Here is a 23068-nt window from a genome sequence, read left to right as displayed (position 1 = left end):
ATGGAAGAACGTTTGCGTATATTACTATGCGAAGATGACGAAAATCTTGGCATGTTGCTGCGAGAATATCTTCAGGCAAAGGGCTTCAACGCCGACCTGTTTCCTGACGGAGAGGCCGGTTACAAAGCGTTCCTCAAGGGGAAATACGACCTCTGCGTGCTTGATGTCATGATGCCGAAAAAAGACGGTTTCGCTTTGGCTCAGGAAATCCGCACCGTAAACTCTGAAGTACCCATCATTTTCCTTACGGCAAAGTCGCTCAAAGAAGATATACTTGAAGGATTCAAGATAGGAGCTGACGACTATATCACCAAGCCTTTCTCGATGGAAGAGCTGGTATTTCGTATAGAGGCAATACTGCGCCGTGTAAAGGGCAAGAAAGGTAAGGAGATTACTATGTATCAGATCGGCCGGTTTACCTTTGACACACAGAAACAGGTGCTTATGATTGATGACAAAGTCACCAAGCTCACAACAAAGGAGTCGGAACTGCTTAGCCTTTTATGTGCTCACGTCAATGAGATACTTGAACGCAATTTCGCACTAAAGACCATATGGATTGACGACAACTACTTCAACGCCCGTTCAATGGACGTGTATATCACCAAGCTGCGCAAGCATCTTAAAGATGATCCCTCGATTGAGATCATAAACATACACGGCAAAGGCTACAAGCTCATCGCTCCGGAGGTTGAAGGTAAAAACTGATACTTGCCTGACATATAATAAAGGCGCTTTGACATTGTTGTCAGGGCGCCTTTTGTATGTTGCGCCATTGTGCAAACCTTCGACGCCGTTTAAGATAACCGGGGTCGTCCTGATATCGATAGGCTTCGCGCTCCATCGACAGCGCCCGGTAGCTCCCGAAAAGATTGCCGCCCGACAAAACGACTCTTACAAGCCACTCCGCCACATATATTATATAGAACGGTATGATAAACAGTTCGGTCATCTGCCGCGTATGTATGCGCTCGTGAGTCAGCAGTTCGGGGGTAAGTTCGGCACTCTGTTTTACAAAAAGCAGTCCGCATATGTTTATTGCGCTGAAGCGCCGGCCTATAGGAAGCACTCTGTTGCGTATTATCATCATATGACTGCGGATATTTACCAATAAGAATCAATCTGTTGTATGCGGAGTACTTTCCCGTTCTGAAAGGTCACATAACGATTATTGGGATAATACCAGTAATTAAATGTTTTGCCTTTCACCTCCGCTTGTTCAACTCGGTAAGGACGCCCCCATGCTGTAGCTACCATCTCTTCCGTCATAGCTATGTCTATGTCGCCTCTTGCTATCTGTGGCCCGAATTTGTCTCCGAAACTTTTAGACATCTCTTTAATAATATCTTTGCTGACGAAGCCGGTGACAGTGCGTCCGAACGGTATTGATTTTACCTTATCGCCCGATGAGTTTTCAAGTATAATAAAAGCACCGTCGTTTTTATTCATTTCCAAGCCAATGTCGATACATCGGTACTCTTCGCCTTTTTCAGTGCGTATGATACCGCCTTCCAGTCTCTTTACGTTAGTCCCGAGCGCTTCGAACGTACTTCCTACATGCATCGTTTTCATTTTGTCGTAAAAGCCTACACATGTAAAAGCCCGTGTAGCCGTCCCCGGCTTGAAATAAATGTCTTCGCCTGTCTTGTTGTCACGTAACAGCAGGCAGTAATTAAAATATTTTCCCGCCGGTTGGGTCCATACTTTTATCACGTCATAATACTTGCCGGTTACAGCCTCCGGATCGGTATAACCGGTGCGCCCCTCCATTTGTCTGTATACTTCGTGCTTTCCTTTTAAAATATTTCCGGTAAAGAAAGCATCATAATATCCGATCTTGTGTTCGTCAGATCCGTGCATGAATAGAGTCTGTCCCAGAAATTTTGTAAAATGCGGGTCGTAAAACGGTATAAGGCTGTCGTAAGGCTCGGAATTAGCTACGGTATATTCTTTCACTCCGTCCTCCGGAGCAATAATATTGAGTTGGGCGTTTAAAGTGCATGGCATTAATACCATAATGGCATATGACATGTTTTTTATATGGGTGAATTTCATATAATTGATATTTTGTGCAAAAATAATGTTATCCTTTAATAATCGCACATGTTTTTTATTAGTATTTTTCATAAATAGCCAATATTGGTCTGATTAACCAAATTTAACTAATGGGGGGGGGTAAAAAGCACATATTGTGTAATTTTGCGAAATTATTTTTTGTCAAAACTTAATAATTATTTAACAATGAAAAAACTCAATTATTTAATCGCAGTGCTTGTGATGGCGATCTTGCTGCCGTCGTGTAATCAGATTTCCAAATTGGCCGAATCGGCTTCAGGCGGTTTGTCTATGGACAGCGAAGGTGCAGCCGCTGATATCGTGGAGTGTCTCGGAAAAATCGATCAGAATCAATGGCGTGTTTTGTCTTTGACTATTAGGGCTGATGGCAGTCAGGATGAATGTTCCAATACGTTGGGAAATATATATGCATATATGATAAACTCTGATGATCAGATTGTGTTTCAGAATTTGTGGCCAAACGTTACCGCTCCTGAACCTAAAGGCGGCAACTTTTATAAAAATAAAAAATTTGCCGGCATACCGGAACTTAAACTAACGGTTGACGATCTTAAGAAAAACATTGAGGCATGCAAAGCCATGTTGCCGGAAGAATACAAATTCTTAAGTCTGTTTAGATATGAAATAGAGTTGGAGAAAAACAGTGATGTATACACTACCGGTATCGTAATGAATGTGCAGGAAAAGGGTAAAGAGACTATCTCGGCCAACGGAGTGGAGTCGGCGGTGTACTACGAAGTTAAATTCGAAATATCGCCTGACGGTAAAGTTACAATCAAGGATTAAAAAATAGAATAAATACGATTGTCTTGTTCGGTTTTCACGGACTTTTTCGGCAAAAGGGGATTTAAGAATGGAAATATTATGATATTTCATAAAAAATCATTACCTTTGCCCCGCTTTTTAGCATCCCCGTGTGATGGGAAATTAAGGAGCATTATTGAATCACTTAATTTTGAGTAACACAATTAATTATTTCAACAAAATGAAAACTTATCAATTGACAGCCGAACCTCGTACCGATCTCGGCAAGAAAGCAGCCAAGGCTCTTCGTGAGGAAAACAAAATCCCCGTAGTACTTAACGGTGGCGAAATCGTGGAACTCCCGTATACCGGCACTCTCAAAGCAGGAGAGAAACTCGTTGAAATCGACGCAAAGCGCGGTATCATAACTACCGATTTGATGGTATCGAACGAGGATGTGCGCAAACTTATATACACTCCCGACATTTTTGCTATCGAGCTTGACCTCAATGGCGAAAAGAGAAACGCAGTGCTTCGTGAAGTTCAGTTCCATCCGGTAAAAGACACCATCCTTCACATAGATCTTCTTGAAGTGAACGAGAACAAGCCCGTGGTAGTTGAAGTACCTGTTAAGCTTGAAGGCCACGCCGAAGGTGTGAAAGCCGGTGGTAAGCTCACACTCTCAATGAAGAAAATCAAGGTTAAGGCTCCCTATACCGCTATACCCGAACGTGTTGTGATCAATATCGACCACCTCGGCCTCGGCAAGACTCTTCAGATCGGTGACCTGCACTTCGAGGGTCTTGAATTGATGAACGCCAAGAATGCTGTCGTATGTGCCGTTCAGCTCACTCGTGCTGCCCGCGGTGCCGCAGCTAAGGCATAAAATCGATTTACTTCAGATGAAATACTTGATTGTAGGTCTGGGTAATATCGGTGATGAATACCGTGGGACCCGCCACAATATAGGTTTTAGAATATTGGATGCCTTAGCCGAGGCATCCAATATTGCTTTTAAGACTGAACGATACGGCGATGTGGCACGTATGAGACTTAAAAACAAGCAGCTTATACTGCTTAAGCCGTCGACATACATGAACCTGAGCGGAAATGCCGTAAGATACTGGAAGGAAAAAGAGAACATAGACCTCGGCCACATACTCGTGGTTGTAGATGATATAGCACTGCCGTTCGGGGCTATAAGAATAAAGCCATCAGGGAGCGACGCCGGTCACAATGGACTTAAAAACATTGCCGCCATGCTTAACACTCAGGCTTATGCGCGTCTGCGCTTCGGGGTGGGCAACGATTTTCCGAAAGGTTGTCAAATCGATTATGTACTCGGGCACTTCTCTCTTGAGCAGCGACAGCAGATGCCGGTCCGCGTCGATATTGCATGCGATGCTATAAAAGCATTCTGCCTGTCAGGTATTGATTTCGCCATGTGTAATTTCAATAACAAATAGTGTTATGGCAAAAAGCGAAGAACGTATAGACAAATGGCTGTGGGCAATGCGTATTTTCAAGACCCGCACAATATCAACAGAGGCATGTAAAAAAGGTCGCGTCATGATAGACGGCGTGGCAGCGAAGCCTTCGCGCATGATAAAACCCGGTGACACGATCAATGTAAGAAAGCCACCTGTCATGTACTCGTTTTTGGTAAAAGCTCTTACGGAGAACCGGCTCGGAGCGAAACTTGTGCCTGAATACATGGACAACATAACGCCACAGTCTGAACTTGACTTGCTTGAAGTAGTGAAAATCAGCGGATTTGTGGATCGTCGAAAAGGGCTTGGGCGTCCAACCAAGAGGGAAGGGCGAGAGCTGTCGCGCTTTAAGGAGGACACATGTGATGATGGCTGGGACTTCGATTTTGATCTTGACGACGAAGATGATGAAGAATAAATAGTCTATTTTTGCTGTAGATACAAAATAAATGACTATCTTTGCAGCGCAAAGAGCTATGGAGTGGTGCTCGAGTGGCTGAAGAGGCACGCCTGGAAAGCGTGTATACCCCAAAAGGGTATCCCGAGTTCGAATCTCGGTCACTCCGCTTGGTAAGTCTTTAATTATTAGCTTTTATATTAACGGGCTAACAATTAAAGACTTTTCTTATTATTATAACCGTAAATTCAGCTTATGAATACCTATTTTATCATTGAAAAGGGGCACGGTTTGAGTAAAATATGTAACTTTGCGATAATATGAATAAAACCGTTGTTATCGTAGGCTTGACGGCAATGATGGCATTGTCGGGACAAGCACAGAACAGAAAGGAAGATGAGCCCCAACAAAAAGGGCCTGATATACAGCAGGTGGCTTCGGCATGGAAGATAATACCGCCACTCGGATTGCGTGAGCCTGCTCCTGTCGATACGCTACTGCTCAATTATGGACAGAGATCGGTGCCTTCGGCGCAAAGTATAGCTTATGCTACTACCGGAAATCCGGGCGGAGCAGGGGAAACGTTGCTGTTTTTTGACAGGGAACCGTACAGCCCGTTTTTTTTCAATGATGCGCTGTATAACCGGTTACCGTCACTTAGTACACAGCGGTTCTATAACACCAGAATACCGATGACATTGTTGTCATACAACACCGGTGGTGATAGAGAGACTACGCAGGATCGTCTGAATGCCGTTTTTTCCGGCAATATTAATCAGCGGGCCCAAGTAGGGGCGTTGTGTGATTATATATATTCTAAAGGAAGTTACGATTATCAGGCTGTAAAAGGACTTACTTGGGGCTTGTCGGGATCATACATCGGAGAACGGTATGAGATGCAGGCATTCTATAACCATTGGAACACCCTCGGCATGGAGAACGGCGGTATCACCGATGACCTCTATATTACCGACCCGGCGGAATTGCAGGGTGGCCAGAATGAAATAGAACCTAAAGCCATTCCGACCCGGCTCACGGGAGCGTTTAACCGCATAAAGGGTGGCGAGCTCTACGTTAATAATATATATAAGGTGGGCTTCTGGCGAGAGGAAGAGATTGATGACACTACCACGGTAGAAAAGTATGTGCCGGTAACAAGTTTCTCATGGACCTTGAATTACAAAAACGGAAGTCATAAATTCTTGGATAACGCAGAGAAGGACCGCGAGTTCTGGAAGAATACCTACTTCGACTTGAACGGAAGCAATGATTTGACCACATATTGGTCCTTGTCCAATACATTGGGGGTATCGCTGCTTGAGGGCTTCAACAAGATAGCTCGTTTCGGCTTGTCAGCCTTTGCCACTTATGAGATAAGGAAATACACACAGACTGCCGACACTCTTGATATGATGCCGGAAAAACCTGAGGGGCTTACTCCATATCCGTTTGAAAACAAAGTGCCGGCCAAAGGTACCGAAAATCTTATGTGGATAGGAGGACAACTAACCAAACAGCACGGCTCGATACTCACGTACGGGGCTACGGCGCGTTTTGGAATTGCCGGTTCTGTTGCCGCTGACATGCATATTGACGGGCATGTATCGACCCGTTTCAGATTGTTTGGCGACACGGTCACAATAACCGGTTACGGAAAGTTCCGTAACGAGGCTGTGCCTTATCTGTTGCAGCATTATGTGTCCAATCACTTCATTTGGGAGAATAACTTTGGCAAGACCCGCAGTCTGCGTCTCGGAGGTATGCTTGTCATACCTCATACCCGTACCCGGCTCAATATCGGTGTAGAAAACATACAAAACCAAATTTATTTCAATTCTGATTGTTTGCCGGTCCAGCACGGTGGAAGCGTTCAGGTACTGAGTGCGTCACTCGACCAGAACTTTAAGTTCGGACCTGTACACTTGGACAATCGTATCGTATATCAAACAACATCACAGGCTTCGGTAATACCGTTGCCTAAATTATCGGTATACAGCAATCTCTATTTCGGCTTTAAAGTAGCAAAAGTGCTTGATGTCCAGCTTGGAGTAGACTGTGACTATTATACAAAATATAAGGCGGTGGATTATCAGCCGGCTACAATGGCATTCTATAACCAGAATGAAATCGAATGTGGCAACTATCCGTTTATGAATGCCTATGTAAACATGAAGTTAGGCAAAACCCGATTTTATATAATGATGTCGCATGTCAACCAAGGGCTGAACGGCACAAATTACTTCTCGATGCCTCACTATCCTCTCAACCCGCGCCGTTTCCAACTGGGACTTTCGATTGACTTCGCTAATTAATGGATATGGCTCTGAACAAGCTTCAACATAAAGGACATGCATGGATTATGCTCATAGGGCTGTTGCTTGTGATGGCTCTTATGTACTCGCTGAGACGGTGCCGGTATGCGGGAGAGTCCGAGAGGCTGCATCCCTCGGGTGGCGACACTATCGATGTGGCGATAGAGTATTCGCCGATGTCTTTGTACCGTTATGACGACACTTTAGGCGGTTTTAATTACGATATGATAAGACTGCTGGCGGAGAAACATGGTTTTACAGTGAAGTTTCACCCGGTGGTAAAGCTTGCCAAGTCGCTCGAACATATAGAAGACAAGACGTATGACATACTTGTCGCCGATATACCGCTGACGGCAGAGTTTAAAGACCGTTATGATTTTCTTGAACCCGTATTGCTTGACCGGCAGGTACTCGTACAGATGAAAGACTCTACCGGGCAACCGCAAATAAAAAACCGGCTCGACTTGGCCGGCGATACGGTGTGGGTGGTTGACGGTTCTTCTATAGTGGGCCGTATCAATAATCTTGCACATGAGATAGGCGATACGATCTACATAAATTATGAGCCTGAATATGGCGCAGAACAACTGTTCATAATGACAGCGACCGGCGAAATAAAACAAGCGGTGATTAACGAGCGGATAGCTAAATCGCTTTCTGCTGATTATCCTGACGCCGATATATCGACCAATATATCATTTACTCAGTTCCAATCATGGATTGCCGGCAAGAAGCGCCCTGAATTTACCGATAGTCTTAATAGATGGATTATCGAGTTCAAGGGCACTCCCGAATACCGCAATCTCGAAAAACGCTATTTGCGCTAAATAAGCCCTACAATATCGTTTATGTCGCTTATGCCGTGACGTGAACAATAATCGTTCATGTAATCGATGATTTTCATGGTTACCGCAGGGTCAATGAAGTTTGCGGTGCCGACTTCAACTGCCCGTGCTCCGGCGAGTATGAACTCTATGGCATCGCGGCCGTCCATAATGCCGCCAAGTCCGATTACGGGTATATTGACTGCATGGGCCACCTGCCATACCATACGCACCGCTACAGGGCGTACGGCAGGTCCTGATAGTCCGCCTGTGATTGTCGACAGACACGGGCGTTGGCGTTCGACATCGATGGCCATACCCAGCAGAGTGTTAATCAAAGATACGGCATCGGCCCCTTCTGCCTCTACTGCTTTCGCTATGTCGGCGATGCTTGTGACATTGGGCGACAGTTTCACAATAACGGTTTTCGGATATGCATTCCGCACCGCTTTGGTAACTTCGGCCGCACCGCTGCATGTCGTTCCGAATGCCATTCCGCCTTGTTTTACATTCGGGCACGATATATTTACTTCAATCGCGTTTATGCGGTCAAGCGGAGCGAGCTTCTCACATACCGCTACGTAATCGTCAATCGTAGCTCCCGATACATTCACGATAAGCTGCGAGTCTACGTCTTTTATGCGTGGATATATATTTTGGATGAAGTAGTCCACTCCTTTGTTCTGAAGGCCTACGGCATTAAGCATACCTGAGGGCGTTTCAGCCATGCGGGGATAGGGGTTGCCTTCACGATGATTCAGCGTTGTGCCCTTTATGATGAATCCTCCAAGCCGGTTAAGGTCTATGAAATCGGAGAACTCCTCACCGTAGCCGAATGTGCCGGAAGCGGTGAGAACCGGGTTCTTTAACTCTAACGCACCTATTTTTACTTCTAATCGAGCCATGTCAGTTCTTTTATATTAAATACGGGACCTTCGGTACATACACATACATTACCGCGTACGGTCTTTTCCACACAACACAGACAAGCGCCGAGTCCGCATGCCATCATGTTTTCCAATGACACTTCACAATCAGTGCCCATCTCTGATGCTTTTCGGGCTACGGCTTTCATCATCGGAGCCGGGCCGCAGCAATATATTTTATCCCATTTTTGGTTCAAGATGCTATGAGCGGTTACAAGCCCTTTTTCGCCATATGAACCGTCCTCGGTAGAAACATGGACCTGACCTATATTGTTGAATTCATCCAGTTCAAGCACGTCTTTATAAGATCTGGCTCCTATAAGGAAATGGGGGACATATCCGTCTTTTTTCAGAACCTCGCCCAAATACAGCAACGGAGCTACGCCTACGCCACCACCGATAAGCAACACTTGTGTGGCCTCCTCGGGAGCGTTAAAGCTATTTCCTAACGGTAATACCATGTTTATCGTATCACCGGCTTTTTTCTCCGTTATGGCTTTTGTGCCGTCACCGGCTTTTCTTATAAGCAGCCACAGCGTACCGTTTTTCCGGTCTATATAATTTATGGATATCGGACGGCGAAGAAATGTGGTCTTGGAATTATCAACGGCAATCTGTACAAATTGCCCGGGCAGTACTTCAGGCAACATGCCGTCGATCGGTGATAATATAAGCAAAGAGTACAACTCATGCAGATGTCGGTTCTCAACAACCTTGAAATTGAGGATATATTTTTTCATATATAAAATATGGTATATTGTAAACGCAAAGTTAGTTAATTTAGGTCTTCGGGACAAATGTTTCAAAACTGCTGTCGCTATAGAACACCATTATGTTTACTACCTTTCTTGTGTTATCTACTCCGAGCGACATTGCCGATGCGTGATTAGGAGCTATTTTTTGTGTCGGTATCTCTTCTACAGCCCTGTTTATAGTATTGACGGTTGTTTTTTCTTCCGCCGATTTTTTTTGAGTAAATTCCGATGACTCGGAAAACAAGTTATCCTCAAATGTAAATTCCTCTGTATCAATATTATCTGTGTCAGAATCTTGACTGTCGGAGGCTTTTTGAAGCTCTGAGAATTGAATATTTCCATCTATCCACATATCTCCCTCGCCAAACATAAGCCATAAGATGGATAAACTTGGATATGCCTCATGAATTTTATCTATTACTTCATTACTTACTTTTTTATTGCGACCATTCAATAATTGTGATAGTGACGGACGGGGTATGCCGCATGTGTCGGCAAACTGTGAATTTTGAATTCCGGTTGCATCCATGAATTTTTTTATGCGCGAAGCGATATCCATAGTGAGTTTTGTTTTGCAATTTACAATGTGCAAATGTAATTAATTAATTTGTAAATTCAAAATTTATTAACGCAAATATAGTGATTGCAGATGTAAATACCTATGACTACAAAACCCGAAATACATTCGATTTGCAAAAGCAATACTTAGACTCATACTTTAAGTTGACCATGTTATCATATTGGTATAGTGCAAGATAGATAAGTATATATATTGTAGAAATAGGGAGATGAGAGGTGTATTGGCAAATATTTAATCAACCGCTTTAATCTTTAGCCATAATTAATATGTATATCAGTAAGTTAGGCTAAGTGTAATTAATTGTGAATGCATCAAATGTACTAATGTAAATGCGATAAATTTGTTAATTTGAGAAATTGAGCGATGTGCAAAGCTAAATTAATGCGATTTTAGAGCTATCGGATATTTGGTTTTAATCTATTATTCTCTATGCAAATTGGAATTTGCAAATACTAATACTGACTGCGAAATTCAAAATTTGCAATTTGATATTTATGTTTCTCTAAACAATTGCAAATTATAGCGTCGTTTATAATAGAACAGCCCCTAAGTAAATAAGGATTAGGATGTTAGCTCTATTTAACGCTTTAATGTCCTCAAAATCCGATAATTAACTTTTGTTTAGCTTATCTCGACATATGATTGAATTTTGCAAATAATTCCACATGTTTTACAGCAGATTTTCTTTGTGATATTTTAGTGTCTAAATAAAAAAGCCCGGAACTTAATAATTCCGGGCCCTTGAGATCAAAAAAACTTTTATAAGCCTAATTCCTCCCTTATATAACGGCTTGTCGGAGATGCGCATGATGCTATGTCATGCGGTGTACCTTCTGCTATTATTTGCCCTCCGTTCTTTCCTCCTTCAGGTCCCATGTCAATAATATAATCGGCACATTTAAGTATATCGAGATTATGTTCAATAACAAGCACGGTATTGCCCTTATCCACAAGTCGGTTCAGAACTCCAAGGAGCACGTTTATATCCTCGAAATGCAGTCCGGTAGTAGGTTCGTCAAGAATAAATAGAGTCTTTCCAGTATCGCGTTTGGCAAGCTCCGTCGCCAGTTTCACCCGTTGGTTTTCACCTCCCGACAGAGTACTTGACGGCTGACCGAGTTTTATATACCCGAGTCCAATATCCTGTAGTACCTGTATTTTTTTTAGGATATTGGGTATTCCGGCGAAGAATTCCACAGCCTGATTTATTGTCATATCGAGTACATCGGCTATTGATTTTCCTTTGTATCTAACCTCCAGAGTCTCTCTGTTGTATCGTTTGCCGCCGCATACTTCACACGGTACAAGTACATCCGGCAGAAAATTCATTTCTATGACTTTATATCCGTTGCCGTTACAGGCCTCGCATCTTCCTCCTGATACATTGAAGGAGAAACGTCCAGGCTTATAACCCCTTATTTTTGCTTCGGGAAGATTCACAAACAGGTTGCGTATATCGGAGAATACACCTGTGTATGTTGCCGGATTGGAGCGCGGCGATTTACCTAATGGCGATTGGTCCACAGTCACTATTTTGTCTATATTGTCGATGCCGCTTATCGATTTATAAGGTAGAGGCTCCTGTAATGACCGATAAAAATGCTTGCTGAGAATCGGCTGTAAGGTACCGTTTACAAGGCTTGATTTGCCACTTCCCGACACTCCGGCTATACATACAAATTTTCCTAAAGGCAATCTTAATGTTACATCACGCAGGTTGTGGCCTGTGCAACCCTCCAGAACAAGGTATTTGCCATTGCCTTCCCTGTATTTCAGTGGGGCTGCAATAGTTCTGTCTCCGTTAAGATAATCGGCCGTGAGGGTATGTGTACGCAGCATCTCCTCGGGAGTTCCTGCAAATACCACATTGCCGCCTTTTCTGCCGGCTTTTGGACCTATATCTACGATATAATCGGCTTCAAGCATTATCTCTTTGTCATGTTCGACCACGATTATTGAATTGTAGGCGTCGCGTAAGCGTTTCAGCGAATCGATAAGCCGTTTGTTATCGCGCTGATGAAGACCTATGCTCGGCTCGTCGAGTATATACATGACATTGACCAGTTCGGAGCCGAGCTGTGTGGCAAGCCTTATACGCTGGCTTTCTCCTCCGGAAAGAGTTGCTGAATTACGGTTTAATGAAAGGTACTCCAGCCCGACGTCGACAAGGAAGCGCAGACGTGTGCGTATCTCTTTCAGAATCTCGGTACCGATATAGAGTTGTTTTGAGGTAAGACGCGGTTCTACATTGCATACCCATTCATATAGTGAAGATATATCCATCTCCGCCAGTTGTGCTATGTTTTTCCCATCGATAAAAAAGTGCAGAGCCTCTTTGTTAAGACGCTGCCCGTTGCATTCCGGACAAGTGACTCGTGAATAGAACTGTCCGCTCCATTTCTGCGCTTTGGCCGATGCATCCTCGTTTTGCTGTAGTTCAAGATACTTTACAAGGCCTTCATATGCCTGAAAGTAAGAAAACGTGTTTTGTGACTCCGTTTTAAGCTGCAGACGTTCATTGGTGCCGTTAAGGATGTCGTTTACAGCCTCTTCGCTCAGCTCTTTCAGAGGTGTTTTGATTGTATATCCGTACTTCTCGCAAATAGCCGATATCTGCCAGAAAATCATCGTGTTTTTGTACGATCCGAGCGCAATTATGCCTCCGTCATATATTGATTTGCTGTCATCGGGAATAAGTTTGGACCGGTCCACTATATTTATATAGCCGAGTCCCTTACATGCCGTACAAGCACCTTGCGGGGAGTTGAATGAAAAGTCGTGGGGGGCGGGATCACGATAGGATATGCCGCTTTCAGGATCCATTAGCAACTGGCTGTAGTGTCCTATTGAATCAGAGTCAAGGTCGTAGATCATAATCTGTTTTCCACCATGTTGCAATGATTTGTTGACAGAGTCATGAAGGCGCTGCATGTCTTTTGACGACACCTTCAGTTTGTCTATGACGAGTTCAACCGAGTGATTTTTATATCGGTCAAGTTTCATGCCATAAGTTATTTCGCGCATTTCGCCATCGACTCTTACTGTAAGGAAGCCTTTTTTTCGCAGTTGTTCAAACAACTCTTTGTAGTGTCCCTTACGGTTTTTCACCAAAGGAGCAAGCAAATAAATCTTATGCCCGTCATATTTATTGAGAATAAGACTGACTATTTTTTCGGAAGTATATTTCTCCATAGGAAGCCCCGATATATAACTGTATGCTTCACCTATGCGTGCATAAAGAAGACGCAGGTAGTCATACACCTCGGTTGTTGTGCCTATGGTGCTTCGCGGGTTACGGTTGACGGTTTTTTGCTCAATTGCTATTACCGGACTTAATCCGGATATATTGTCTACGTCAGGGCGTTCGAGTGTGCCTAGCATATTGCGAGCATAAGCTGAAAACGTCTCGACATAGCGGCGTTGTCCTTCGGCAAATATCGTATCAAATGCCAATGAAGATTTACCACTGCCGCTAAGTCCTGTTATGACAGTCAGTTTGTTGTGCGGAATTGTCACATCTATGTTCTTAAGATTGTGTACCCGAGCCCCGAGTACCGACAACATGTCTTTGTAATCTTCCATTCGATATTGTTGTTTAATCGGTCACCCAAGCCTTGTTATATATTGTCTTTTGTTGAGTGGACCGGTTTAAATCCTGTTTCAAAGGTATTTTCACCTGATATGTCTTTCCGGTTTTGTTTGGAAGTGACTTGGCCCTTATCCATGGATTATACTCTCTTAACTGCATGTAGCTTATGCCGTTCTTCTTGGCCCATGCCGTCCAGTCTTCAACCGGTCCGTTGACATCTACAGTTTTGGTGCGTACCGGCTGATATAATTGTCCCGCTTTGAGCTTGTAGCCGTAAGCCCTCGGGTTCTCCATTATCAGTTTCATTGCTATGAGCCTGTATATGTAACGTGCTGTTTCATCAACAAGATATAAGTCATAGGCCGATTTCTCGCCCTGCGCGTTAAGTTCTTTGGTTATGCGCCCCATGCCGCCGTTATATGATGCGGCAGCCGATTCCCAGTTACCGTATTTGTTATAAGCTGATTTAAGATAACGGCATGCCGCTTCTGTTGATTTGACAGGATCATAGCGCTCATCGACATACTCATTGATTTCGAGGCCGTATTGTTTTCCGGCCGAAGGAATAAACTGCCATATACCGGCGGCTTTAGCCCCTGAGTATGCTCTTGGATTTAGCGTGCTTTCTATACATGCGAGATATATGAGATCTTCGGGCAGTCCGTTTTTCTTCAATATAGGTATCAACTCGGGAAAATATCTGTTGGCTCGTTTTATGACAAGCAGAGTATTGCCGTGGGTGTAGGCCATGGAGGTAAGTTCCCGGTCAAACCGTTCATACATATCGGTACGGTCAAGATTAACCTGTTGACCCGCAAAAGTCACGGTAGATGGAATTATTGGATTTTCAACTGAAGAAAATATCGGTGAAGACTGACTGTAAAGTGACGGAGTCACTGTCAGAGCCATAGTTGCGATTGCTATTTTAGTAATATGTTTCATAAGTTCATGTTATTAATATATGCTTTTGCTTTTTATTATGTTTATGTCACCTTTGAGATGATATACCTTTCCGTCGGCACCTTCGGCATCTATTATGTAATAGTATACACCTGAGGGCACGTTTTTTCCTTTATATCGACCGTCCCATCCGTCAGCCGGATTCTTCAGGCGTGCTATTTCGATACCCCAGCGGTTGAATATGCGGCAATCGAAGTTAAGAATTGACCGGTAACTGACCTTCCATTCATCATTCACTCCGTCATTGTTGCCGGGAGAAAAAGCATTAGGACATTTTATATCAGATGCTCCGATGCTGATTTCATACACCGGGCTGAAATAATCGCATGTACCGTCAGAATTTCCTGCTACAAATCTGGCATATGTAAACCCTTCGTCATTAAACGTGTGGATAAAAGATCTGTCATTATGGCGAATGTCTATTGACTCAAATTCAGGGTCAGACGAAATTTGCCATTCCGTAAAAATGACAGCATCGCTTACTGTAGCTTCGAATTCAATTTCAACCGGCGCCGAACCACCTAAAACCGTATCATCCACTTTCTGTTCATTGGAGTTGTATCGCGACAATTGTTCGGCATAGGTGTGGGCTTCCACCGCCGATGCGGTATAGCGGGGCGACACAATGCTTTCTGTCATGTTCCATGCTTCAAGAAAACGGTCGCCTGACAATCTGAATTCAGTATCGCATAACGGGGCTTTGACTTTTATTGAAGACTCTATCGACGCATACCTGTGTTCGATATGTTTTACCGAATATGTGTCTGACAACTCATCGTATTGGAGTGTATCAAACTTCAAGATGAAATCTCGGTCAATATTATAGCTTCGACCCGTAATGCCGTGGTAAGTCATTGCAGACGCGTTTCCGGCAAAGTCAAGATTAACCGAATTGCAATCGTTGTCCGCCATAATGTCGATACTTGTGAATCGTGGTATGTATTTCCTATAATCCACCACCCAGATATATTCGCGTATATTTCCGTCTTCTACTATATAACCGCAATCGCCTTCAGTTATGGTCAATTCCGATACGTCGTCAACTATGGTTGCATCTCTGGTCAACTCTTCGGTATAGGCCGCGCCGTCAGCACTGAATCTGTACCATCTTATGTTTTGAGTATTTATTGGGCGATATGTCATTTTGGCATTTAAAGGGTCCCAAAGTATACATACTTGTGATATACCCGATGACTTGTCGGCATCCAAAATCACGACACTTTTTGAAGTGTCGGTAAATATGACTTTGCCCGAGGCCGAAGTACATATTAATAATAACGTCGATATGAATGCCGTTCGTTTCATCTTTGCGCCGGTAGGACCTACAAAGGTACTAAAAAAACGCGTAAGGACCTATCATTTCGCTACCGGAGCGGCTTCGGCAGCCGACTTTGAACTTTTTTTAACGTCATTTCGGGCAAGTTCAGATTGTTGCGTGGTCTTGCGTGTAAGAGCATTTGTGATATAAACGGTAAATACCGGAAACAAGATAAGTCCTTCGGCCGATAAAATTACCGACAGTACCTTCCCGGTTGCGGTTATGGCATTTATATTGCATCCTACAGTAGTTATGTTCATGAATGACCACCACAATGCCGACCAATATGTAGGCACTCCTGTATTTATATAATGCTCTTCTATAAAAAACATCATGCTGGCAAAGTACACCGTAGCTATCAGCAGACCGATATAGGCCGAGAAAAGACTCGAAACCCTGTCGGTTGACAAGGCACTCAATACAAGAGTAAACACATATGCCGCGCGTATCATCGGTATGAATCGTATAAGATACTGCATCTCGGGCGACAGGCTTATGCCGAAATAATGTATGATATTCAGATACGGAATGCACACAAACAGTGCAAACAGGTGTGTATAGAAGTATCTCCATCTATCAGATGCCAAGAAAAACTCAACAATTACATCTAATATGAATAACACACATATCCAAAACTGAATAGTCATATAGTTCTCGTTTGCGAGAAAGGATATATTTCGGAAGCAATCATAAGATATAAGAACAATAAGCCCGACAGCACCCAGCAGAACGAGGATGTGAAGCACTCTCAGTACATCGTTCTTTATATGATCTTTTGTCGCAATGCCCATAAACAGTTGAATTTATATATAAAAACACCCTGTAAGTGCTTATTGTTGGTGACAACACTATAAAAGAGCGAGGCTCTCACGAGTCCCGCTCCCTTCATTCATCACATTATGCTTAAAAGTGCTATAGTCTGAGAATAATGCGCTGATGCGCATTATGGAAAAGTACAATTATAATTTTTTTGTATAGCGGCTTCCGACCACGTTCCAGTCGACAATGTCCCACAATTTATGAAGGGCTTCGGCTCTACGGTTCTGATAGTCCAGATAGTAGGCATGCTCCCATACATCAAATGTCAGTATAGGGGTGAGCCCTTGTGTGAGAGGATTGGCCGCATTGGGACCTTGGGTAATAAACAACTTTCCGTCTTTGTCCTGCGACAACCATACCCATCCTGAACCGAACAGACCTACACCGGCTTCTTCAAACAAGCGTTTAAATTCCTCAAATGTGCCGAAATCACGTTTGATAGCTTCGGCAAGGTCGCCGGTGGGTTCTCCACCTCCGTCAGGATTAAACGAAAAGAAGTAGAAAATATGATTCCATGCCTGCGAAGCGTTGTTAAACAACGGTCCGTCGGCTGTACGTATAATATCTTCAAGTGCGGTATCTTCCCACTCGGTGTCACGGATAAGTTTATTCAGATTGTCTATATACGTCTTTTCATGCTTTCCCCAATGATAACTTATTGTCTCGGCGCTTATGATAGGTGCGAGAGCATCAGGAGCATAAGGTAGTTTAGGCTGTGTATAAACATTTGTTTCCATACATATAGAGTTTTAGTTGATATATACTAAAAACGCTCCAAGCAATGAATTGTTTGAAGCGTTTTTGTCTTTAATCAATTATAACATTTACTCGTCAAGCAACATATATTTATTTAATACAGCCGCTTCAAGATGATAATTGTATTGAGCATCGAGCAGGTCTTGCCATGCATCAAGGAAGTAGGACATTTCATTAAGATATTCCTGTGCAGTTATAATGCCATTGTCAAGTGATTTCTTAAGAAGAGCCTGATTGTTGCCGTTTTTAAGTATTGCGTCCAATGCCTTATATTCTTTGTATAAAGCAAGCGCCTTGTCACGTGAAGCCATCATGGAAGTACGTTGGCTGATTGCCTGTGTAGCTTCATCGTATTTTAGCGAACGTTGTAATGCCTCGGCCGCTTTTATCTTGTGGCGCGTTGAAAATACCGGCAGACTTATACCGGCCGATATGCCGTTGAATATCTCTCCGTCTTCACGGGCATGGACATAACCTAATGAAATACCGGGGAAACGTTTAAGCTTTTCGGCCTTGACATTCTGCAACTGTGACTGTACCATCAATGCAGAATAACGTTTCATCGGGTCCTTTTCAAGAATCTGATTTTCATACTCGTCTACTGATAATATCATCTCATCAGGATATTCATCCAAATGCGCCAGAATCTCTTCACAATCAAGACCTCCATTCATCTGTATAAGAGACGTTTTAAGAGCCGTATATTGATTTTCAAGATTCACCAACGAGTTTTTGAATCTGATTTTGGTTATTTCCAATTTGTTAAGCGTGAGTATGCTTTGCTCTCCGTTTTCTACACCCGTACGACATATAGCGATAAGGCTATCGGTCTGTTTGTCCCGTTCATGGAGTAACGCTAACTTTTTGCGAGTGTTGATAATATCGATGAACAATAGTTTTATCTCTAACTTTTTATCAAGATAATTGCTACGGTTAAGACTTTCAATAGCCTGCGACCCAAAGTTTATGGCTTTGCTGCGTGCGGCGTATGTTCCGGGCCAGTCAAAACTTTGTGATACGCTTATATTGAATTTGTTCTTGGCATCGTGTCTGCCCCATAAATGCTCGACTTCCACTTCGGGATCGGCAAGATTGTTTTCGCTCTTAAGCTGAAGCAATTCATTTTCATTGGAAGCCTGCGACGAGGATAGGGCCATGTTATTGCCCAACACAGTGTCAAGCAGTCCGTTAAAGTCCCGTGCTTCAGCATTCCACGCAGCTATAAGCGTCAATATGAAGAATATGCTTATTGATTTATACATATTATAATGGTTCAATTAGTTATCATTTCTTAGGACTTGTCATATAGTAAATGACCGGTATTACAAATATATTCAAGACGGTTGATGTAAGCAATCCTCCAAGAATTACGATAGCCATGGGTGACTGGATTTCATTGCCGGGCTCACTTCCGCGCAGGGCAAGAGGTATCAGCGCCAACGCTGATGTCAGTGCAGTCATGACAATAGGAAGCAGTCGGTCGGTAGAGCCTTTTATAATACGTTCCATTACGTCGTAATGCTCCGCCTCAAGATTATTGTATCTTGACATAAGCAACATACCGTTGCGGGTAGTTATACCCATAAGAGATATAAAACCTATTATAGCAGGTATATTAAGTTCGCCTGACGTGCATCTTAATATAAGTATACCGCCGATCATAGCCAAAGGCATGTTTATAAGTATTATCAATGACTGCTTGAAGTTCTTGAACTCTGAATAAAGCAGCATAAGTATTATGACAAGCGCTCCCAATGAAGTCAAAGCCAGAGTGCGTGACGCTTCAGCCTCGCTTTCAAACTGCCCTGAATAAGCCACATAATAGCCTTCCGGAAGTTTCACATCTTCATCAACCATGGCTTTTATGTCATTAACCGCACTGCGCAGGTCACGTCCGTCGACATTGGCTGAAATGACTATTCGCCGGCTGACATTCTCGCGGTTGATGGTATTAGGACCTGTAACCGACAAAATATCGGCCACGCTGCTTAACGGCACCTTGCCCTTATTTGTGTCAATCATCAATTGCGATATGTCGGATATCGAATTGCTGCGTTCGTTATCAATGCGTAATGTCACGTCATACGGTTGACCGTGTTCATAGACCTGTGAAACCACCTGACCACTCAACGCGACATTTATGAACTCCACGAATTTGTTCACAGGTATGCCATAGAGAGCCAGCATCTCGCGTCGAGGACGTATATCTATCTGCGGGCGGCCCACCTGCTGCTCTATATTCACATCTACGATACCCGGTACTTCAGAGGCAGCATTTTTAATCTGCGATCCTAAAGTATAGAGATTTTCAAGATCATCGCCAAACAATTTTATGGCAATCTGCGCCTCAGTTCCAGAAAGCATGGCGTCGATACGATGTGATATAGGCTGACCTATTTCAATATTGACTCCGGGAATTTCAGATAATTTATGGCGTAATTCCTGAACCATCTCATTGCGTGAACGTCCATCAAGAACATATGGTGCTTCTATTTCCGAAACATTGGCTCCGAGTGAATGCTCATCAAGCTCGGCACGACCGGTCTTGCGTGCTACAGTCGTGACCTCAGGCACACTAAGAATAATTTCTTCAGCTATGCGTCCTATATGGTCGCTCTCTTCAAGAGATATACCGGGCAATGCGCTGATATTGATTGTCAGCGAACCTTCATTGAAAGAGGGTAGGAAACTACGGCCTAATGTAAACAACACGCCTAAAGAAATCAGGAATAACGCTCCCACGCTTATAATAAGACCTTTTTTGAAAGAAAATGCTTTGTCAAGAGCTTTGGCATAAACTGATTTCAGTTTTCTCGAGGCCCATGACTCTGTGGTAAGATGCTTATCATCGCCTTTAAGCAGATAGCTGCATAGTACGGGTGTCAGTGTAAGAGCTACGATAGTTGATGCAATAAGCGCAACAATGAACGATATGCCGAGCGGCACGAGCATACGTCCTTCAATACCGTGAAGGAAAAACAACGGCAGGAAACTTGCTATAATGATGAGCGATGAATTGAATATAGGCATTCTTACCTCTTTGGAGGCTTCGTAGACGAGTTTGACCGTATTCATACGTTTTTCGGAAGGCAGCCGATGATTTTCACGAATGCGTTTGTATACGTTTTCTACGTCCACGATAGCATCATCTACCAACGAACCGATGGCGATAGCTATACCTCCAAGACTCATTGTGTTTATATTCAAGCCCAAGAAATGCATGACCAGTATCGTGATGATGATCGACATAGGCAACGCCACCAGTGAAATGAGAGTGGTGCGTATATTCATCAGAAAGAAAAACAGAATGATGATGACAAAAAGAGCTCCTTCAAATAACGATTGCTGAAGATTGCTTATCGAATTATCAATAAAATCGCTCTGTTTGAATATGTCGGTCGACATCTTTATGTCACCCGGAAGGGACTTGGACAATTTAGCCAGTTCGGTCTCGATATTCTCTGTCAATTCGATAGTGCCGGTTGACGGTTGCTTTGTCACTGTCATCAAAACTGCGGGCTTAGCTTCAACGGAGGCAAGTCCAAGCCGGGGCTGTTTGCCGGCTACTTCTATGTCAGCTATGTCAGCTACCGTGACTACACCTCGTTCATCACTGCGCACCACGCTCATGCCTATATCTTCGGGAGAAGAGGTGTTTACATCGCCTTTGATAAGGTACTCGTTGCCGTAGTCATATATTATACCTCCGGCCGCATTTGTATTGATGCCTTCGGTTGCGGCAATGACTTCGTCAAGTGACACGTCAAGATATTTCATACGCTCCGGATCGAGCTTTATTTGATATTCTTTGATGTCGCCTCCTATTACAGTCACCTGTGAAACACCTCCAGTGGCAAGAAGTCGCGGTCTTATAGTGCGGTCGGCAATAGTACGTAGCTCGGCAAGAGATGTAGAGTCGGCTGTTAGACCTATTATAAATATTTCACCGAGTATTGATGACTGCGGTCCAAGTACGGGCGAGCTTATGCCTGCCGGCAGAGCATCAGATATTTCCGTAAGTTTTTCAGAAACGATCTGTCGTGCCTTATAAATATCGGTGCCCCAGTCAAATTCGACCCAGACCACGGAGAAGCCGGTAGCTGATGATGAACGTACGCGCCTTACGTCGGTAGCTCCATTCAACGACGTCTCAATAGGGAAGCTGACAAGTTTCTCTACCTCTTCAGGAGCGAGTCCCGGAGCTTCAGTCATGACAACTACCGTAGGTGCGTTCAGGTCAGGAAAAATATCCACATCCATGCGTAGCAGCACGGCAGTCCCTGTCAACAGCAATAGACCGGCCAATATAAGCACGACAATGCGGTTGGACAAAGAAAATTTAATGATTCTGTTCAGCATGGCACATCAATGATTATGTGAATGACCTTCAGGTACGACGTTACTTGTCTCGGCGAGTTTCACAAATATACTCCCTTTAACCACGACGCAGTCTCCCGAGTGTAAACCTGACAATATCTCTACATCCGTGCCGTTATCACGGCCCAAAACCACCGGACGCTTTTCATAGCCGTGATCGTCTATTTTTACATAGACAAAATGGCGTCCTTGTTGTTCGACGACAGAAGCTACCGGCACAACAAGTACATTTTCTTTACGAGCTCCAATAAGATATACCTCCGCATAGCTTCCGGGCAGAACTGTGCCATTATTGTCAAATGAAAAATAAACAGGTATATATCCGGGATTTACGGCTACCGAAGCTGATGAAATACGTTTTCCGTTAAGATCGGCAAGTGACATAACAGAATCAGAGTAGCTTATACGGAAGTTGGCGGTCGATATATCGGCAAGTTGACGGGCATATTTTTGTGGCAGGTCGGCCCTGAGCGTAAGGCGCATATCATGTGACACAGTAGCTATTATGTCGCCGGTGTTGACAAAAGCTCCCTGACCCGCATTAATCGCGGTAATGACTCCGGATATAGGGGAGGACGCCACGCTTCCCGATGCGCTGCCTGAGTACATAGCCCGCGCCTTATCATATGCAGCTACAGCTGCGTTATACTCTTTTTGTGTTATAATACGCTCCTCATAAAGCGGGCGAAGACGGTCGACCTCTTTTTTTGCAGCAGCCACATCAGCAGCGGCAGCGGCGTTGACATCACCTCCGGCTATACCTTTGGATGATATCGACGCTATACGTGTGCCCGCCGATACTTGTTTGCCTACCACCATGCCGGGGGCCAGATTCACTATGCCTGCCGATTTGGCAGCTATATATGCCATGTCTTCGGGTGCAGAAGCGATTTCACCCGATACGGTGATGACTTCATTAAAAGGGGAGGGTGTTATAACTTCGGAAAGTACACCAAAATGCTCAGCCGCTTCGGGTGCCAATATGATTTCATCAGCACCATGTGCATGGGTTTCGGTCTCTTTTACTTCTGCATCCTCATGTCCGTGACCGTCACCTTCTTTGTGGCCACAAGAAAATAGGGTAGAGAGCAACGTTGCTCCTACAATGTAAATATACGATATTCGCATGTCTTGTTAAAATTTAA

Annotated in this window: 20 protein-coding genes and 1 tRNA gene; 8 read left to right on the top strand and 13 right to left on the bottom strand. The window is 43.8% G+C overall.

The window, feature by feature from the left end; translation table 11 throughout:
- A complete protein-coding gene (gene rprY, locus FW767_RS05625; protein ID WP_121698934.1) occupies positions 1-708 on the top strand; it encodes a response regulator transcription factor RprY in 708 nt (235 codons plus the stop codon).
- Between the two features lie 40 nt (positions 709-748).
- On the opposite strand, the gene FW767_RS05620 is transcribed toward rprY, so the two are convergent.
- Positions 749-1090 (bottom strand): hypothetical protein, encoded by a 342-nt coding sequence (locus FW767_RS05620; RefSeq protein WP_121698935.1) that lies wholly within the window; start codon positions 1088-1090, stop codon positions 749-751.
- Positions 1091-1104: 14 nt separating this feature from the next.
- The gene (locus tag FW767_RS05615; protein WP_121698936.1) at positions 1105-2055 is read right to left on the bottom strand and encodes a hypothetical protein; all 951 of its coding nucleotides are present in this window, start codon (positions 2053-2055) and stop codon (positions 1105-1107) included.
- A 186-nt stretch (positions 2056-2241) separates the two neighbouring features.
- On the opposite strand from FW767_RS05615, the gene FW767_RS05610 reads away from it, so the two are divergent.
- The 7 genes from FW767_RS05610 to FW767_RS05580 all read left to right on the top strand — a co-directional run bounded on the left by FW767_RS05610 (position 2242) and on the right by FW767_RS05580 (position 7846).
- Positions 2242-2862, top strand: coding sequence for a hypothetical protein (locus FW767_RS05610; protein WP_121698937.1), 621 nt, complete (start codon positions 2242-2244; stop codon positions 2860-2862).
- A 199-nt stretch (positions 2863-3061) separates the two neighbouring features.
- A complete protein-coding gene (locus tag FW767_RS05605) occupies positions 3062-3706 on the top strand; it encodes a 50S ribosomal protein L25 (protein ID WP_121698938.1) in 645 nt (214 codons plus the stop codon).
- A 16-nt stretch (positions 3707-3722) separates the two neighbouring features.
- On the top strand, positions 3723-4286 hold the full coding sequence (pth, locus tag FW767_RS05600; RefSeq protein WP_121698939.1) for an aminoacyl-tRNA hydrolase: 564 nt from the start codon (positions 3723-3725) through the stop codon (positions 4284-4286).
- 4 nt (positions 4287-4290) lie between these two features.
- Positions 4291-4728 carry an RNA-binding S4 domain-containing protein gene (locus FW767_RS05595; protein ID WP_121698940.1) on the top strand — a complete coding sequence of 146 codons (438 nt, stop codon included), beginning with the start codon at positions 4291-4293 and terminating at the stop codon, positions 4726-4728.
- Between the two features lie 60 nt (positions 4729-4788).
- Positions 4789-4876: transfer RNA gene (locus FW767_RS05590), tRNA-Ser, on the top strand.
- Positions 4877-5027: 151 nt separating this feature from the next.
- Positions 5028-7019 (top strand): putative porin, encoded by a 1992-nt coding sequence (locus FW767_RS05585; protein ID WP_121698941.1) that lies wholly within the window; start codon positions 5028-5030, stop codon positions 7017-7019.
- A 5-nt stretch (positions 7020-7024) separates the two neighbouring features.
- Entirely contained in the window at positions 7025-7846 is an 822-nt protein-coding gene (locus tag FW767_RS05580) for a transporter substrate-binding domain-containing protein (protein WP_205523825.1), read from the top strand.
- Here FW767_RS05580 and FW767_RS05575 read toward each other — a convergent pair.
- The 11 genes from FW767_RS05575 to FW767_RS05525 all read right to left on the bottom strand — a co-directional run bounded on the left by FW767_RS05575 (position 7843) and on the right by FW767_RS05525 (position 23051).
- Positions 7843-8748, bottom strand: coding sequence for a dihydroorotate dehydrogenase (locus FW767_RS05575; protein WP_121698943.1), 906 nt, complete (start codon positions 8746-8748; stop codon positions 7843-7845). The genes FW767_RS05580 and FW767_RS05575 overlap by 4 nt on opposite strands.
- Complete coding sequence (locus FW767_RS05570; RefSeq protein ID WP_121698944.1) at positions 8736-9509, bottom strand: dihydroorotate dehydrogenase electron transfer subunit; 774 nt, start codon at positions 9507-9509, stop codon at positions 8736-8738. Before FW767_RS05570 ends, FW767_RS05575 begins: the two co-directional genes overlap by 13 nt.
- A 40-nt stretch (positions 9510-9549) precedes the next feature.
- The gene (locus FW767_RS05565) at positions 9550-10083 is read right to left on the bottom strand and encodes a helix-turn-helix domain-containing protein (RefSeq protein WP_121698945.1); all 534 of its coding nucleotides are present in this window, start codon (positions 10081-10083) and stop codon (positions 9550-9552) included.
- Between the two features lie 780 nt (positions 10084-10863).
- On the bottom strand, positions 10864-13686 hold the full coding sequence (uvrA, locus tag FW767_RS05560) for an excinuclease ABC subunit UvrA (protein ID WP_121698946.1): 2823 nt from the start codon (positions 13684-13686) through the stop codon (positions 10864-10866).
- Positions 13687-13699: 13 nt separating this feature from the next.
- Complete coding sequence (locus FW767_RS05555) at positions 13700-14635, bottom strand: lytic transglycosylase domain-containing protein (RefSeq protein ID WP_121698947.1); 936 nt, start codon at positions 14633-14635, stop codon at positions 13700-13702.
- Between the two features lie 12 nt (positions 14636-14647).
- Positions 14648-15958, bottom strand: coding sequence for a gliding motility-associated C-terminal domain-containing protein (locus tag FW767_RS05550; RefSeq protein ID WP_150980390.1), 1311 nt, complete (start codon positions 15956-15958; stop codon positions 14648-14650).
- A gap of 51 nt (positions 15959-16009) precedes the next feature.
- Entirely contained in the window at positions 16010-16762 is a 753-nt protein-coding gene (locus tag FW767_RS05545) for an ion channel (protein ID WP_121698949.1), read from the bottom strand.
- Positions 16763-16930: 168 nt separating this feature from the next.
- The gene (locus FW767_RS05540; protein WP_121698950.1) at positions 16931-17527 is read right to left on the bottom strand and encodes a superoxide dismutase; all 597 of its coding nucleotides are present in this window, start codon (positions 17525-17527) and stop codon (positions 16931-16933) included.
- Positions 17528-17614: 87 nt separating this feature from the next.
- Complete coding sequence (locus tag FW767_RS05535) at positions 17615-18808, bottom strand: TolC family protein (protein ID WP_121698951.1); 1194 nt, start codon at positions 18806-18808, stop codon at positions 17615-17617.
- A 22-nt stretch (positions 18809-18830) separates the two neighbouring features.
- The gene (locus FW767_RS05530) at positions 18831-21905 is read right to left on the bottom strand and encodes an efflux RND transporter permease subunit (RefSeq protein WP_121698952.1); all 3075 of its coding nucleotides are present in this window, start codon (positions 21903-21905) and stop codon (positions 18831-18833) included.
- A gap of 6 nt (positions 21906-21911) precedes the next feature.
- Positions 21912-23051, bottom strand: a complete 1140-nt coding sequence (locus FW767_RS05525) for an efflux RND transporter periplasmic adaptor subunit (RefSeq protein ID WP_121698953.1) — start codon at positions 23049-23051, stop codon at positions 21912-21914.
- Between the last annotated feature and the right edge of the window lie 17 nt (positions 23052-23068).

This window comes from Heminiphilus faecis, assembly GCF_008728965.1.
GTDB lineage: Bacteria > Bacteroidota > Bacteroidia > Bacteroidales > Muribaculaceae > Muribaculum > Muribaculum faecis.
The sequence above is the reverse complement of the archived record's forward strand: the minus strand, read 5'-3'. Positions and strand labels throughout refer to the sequence as shown.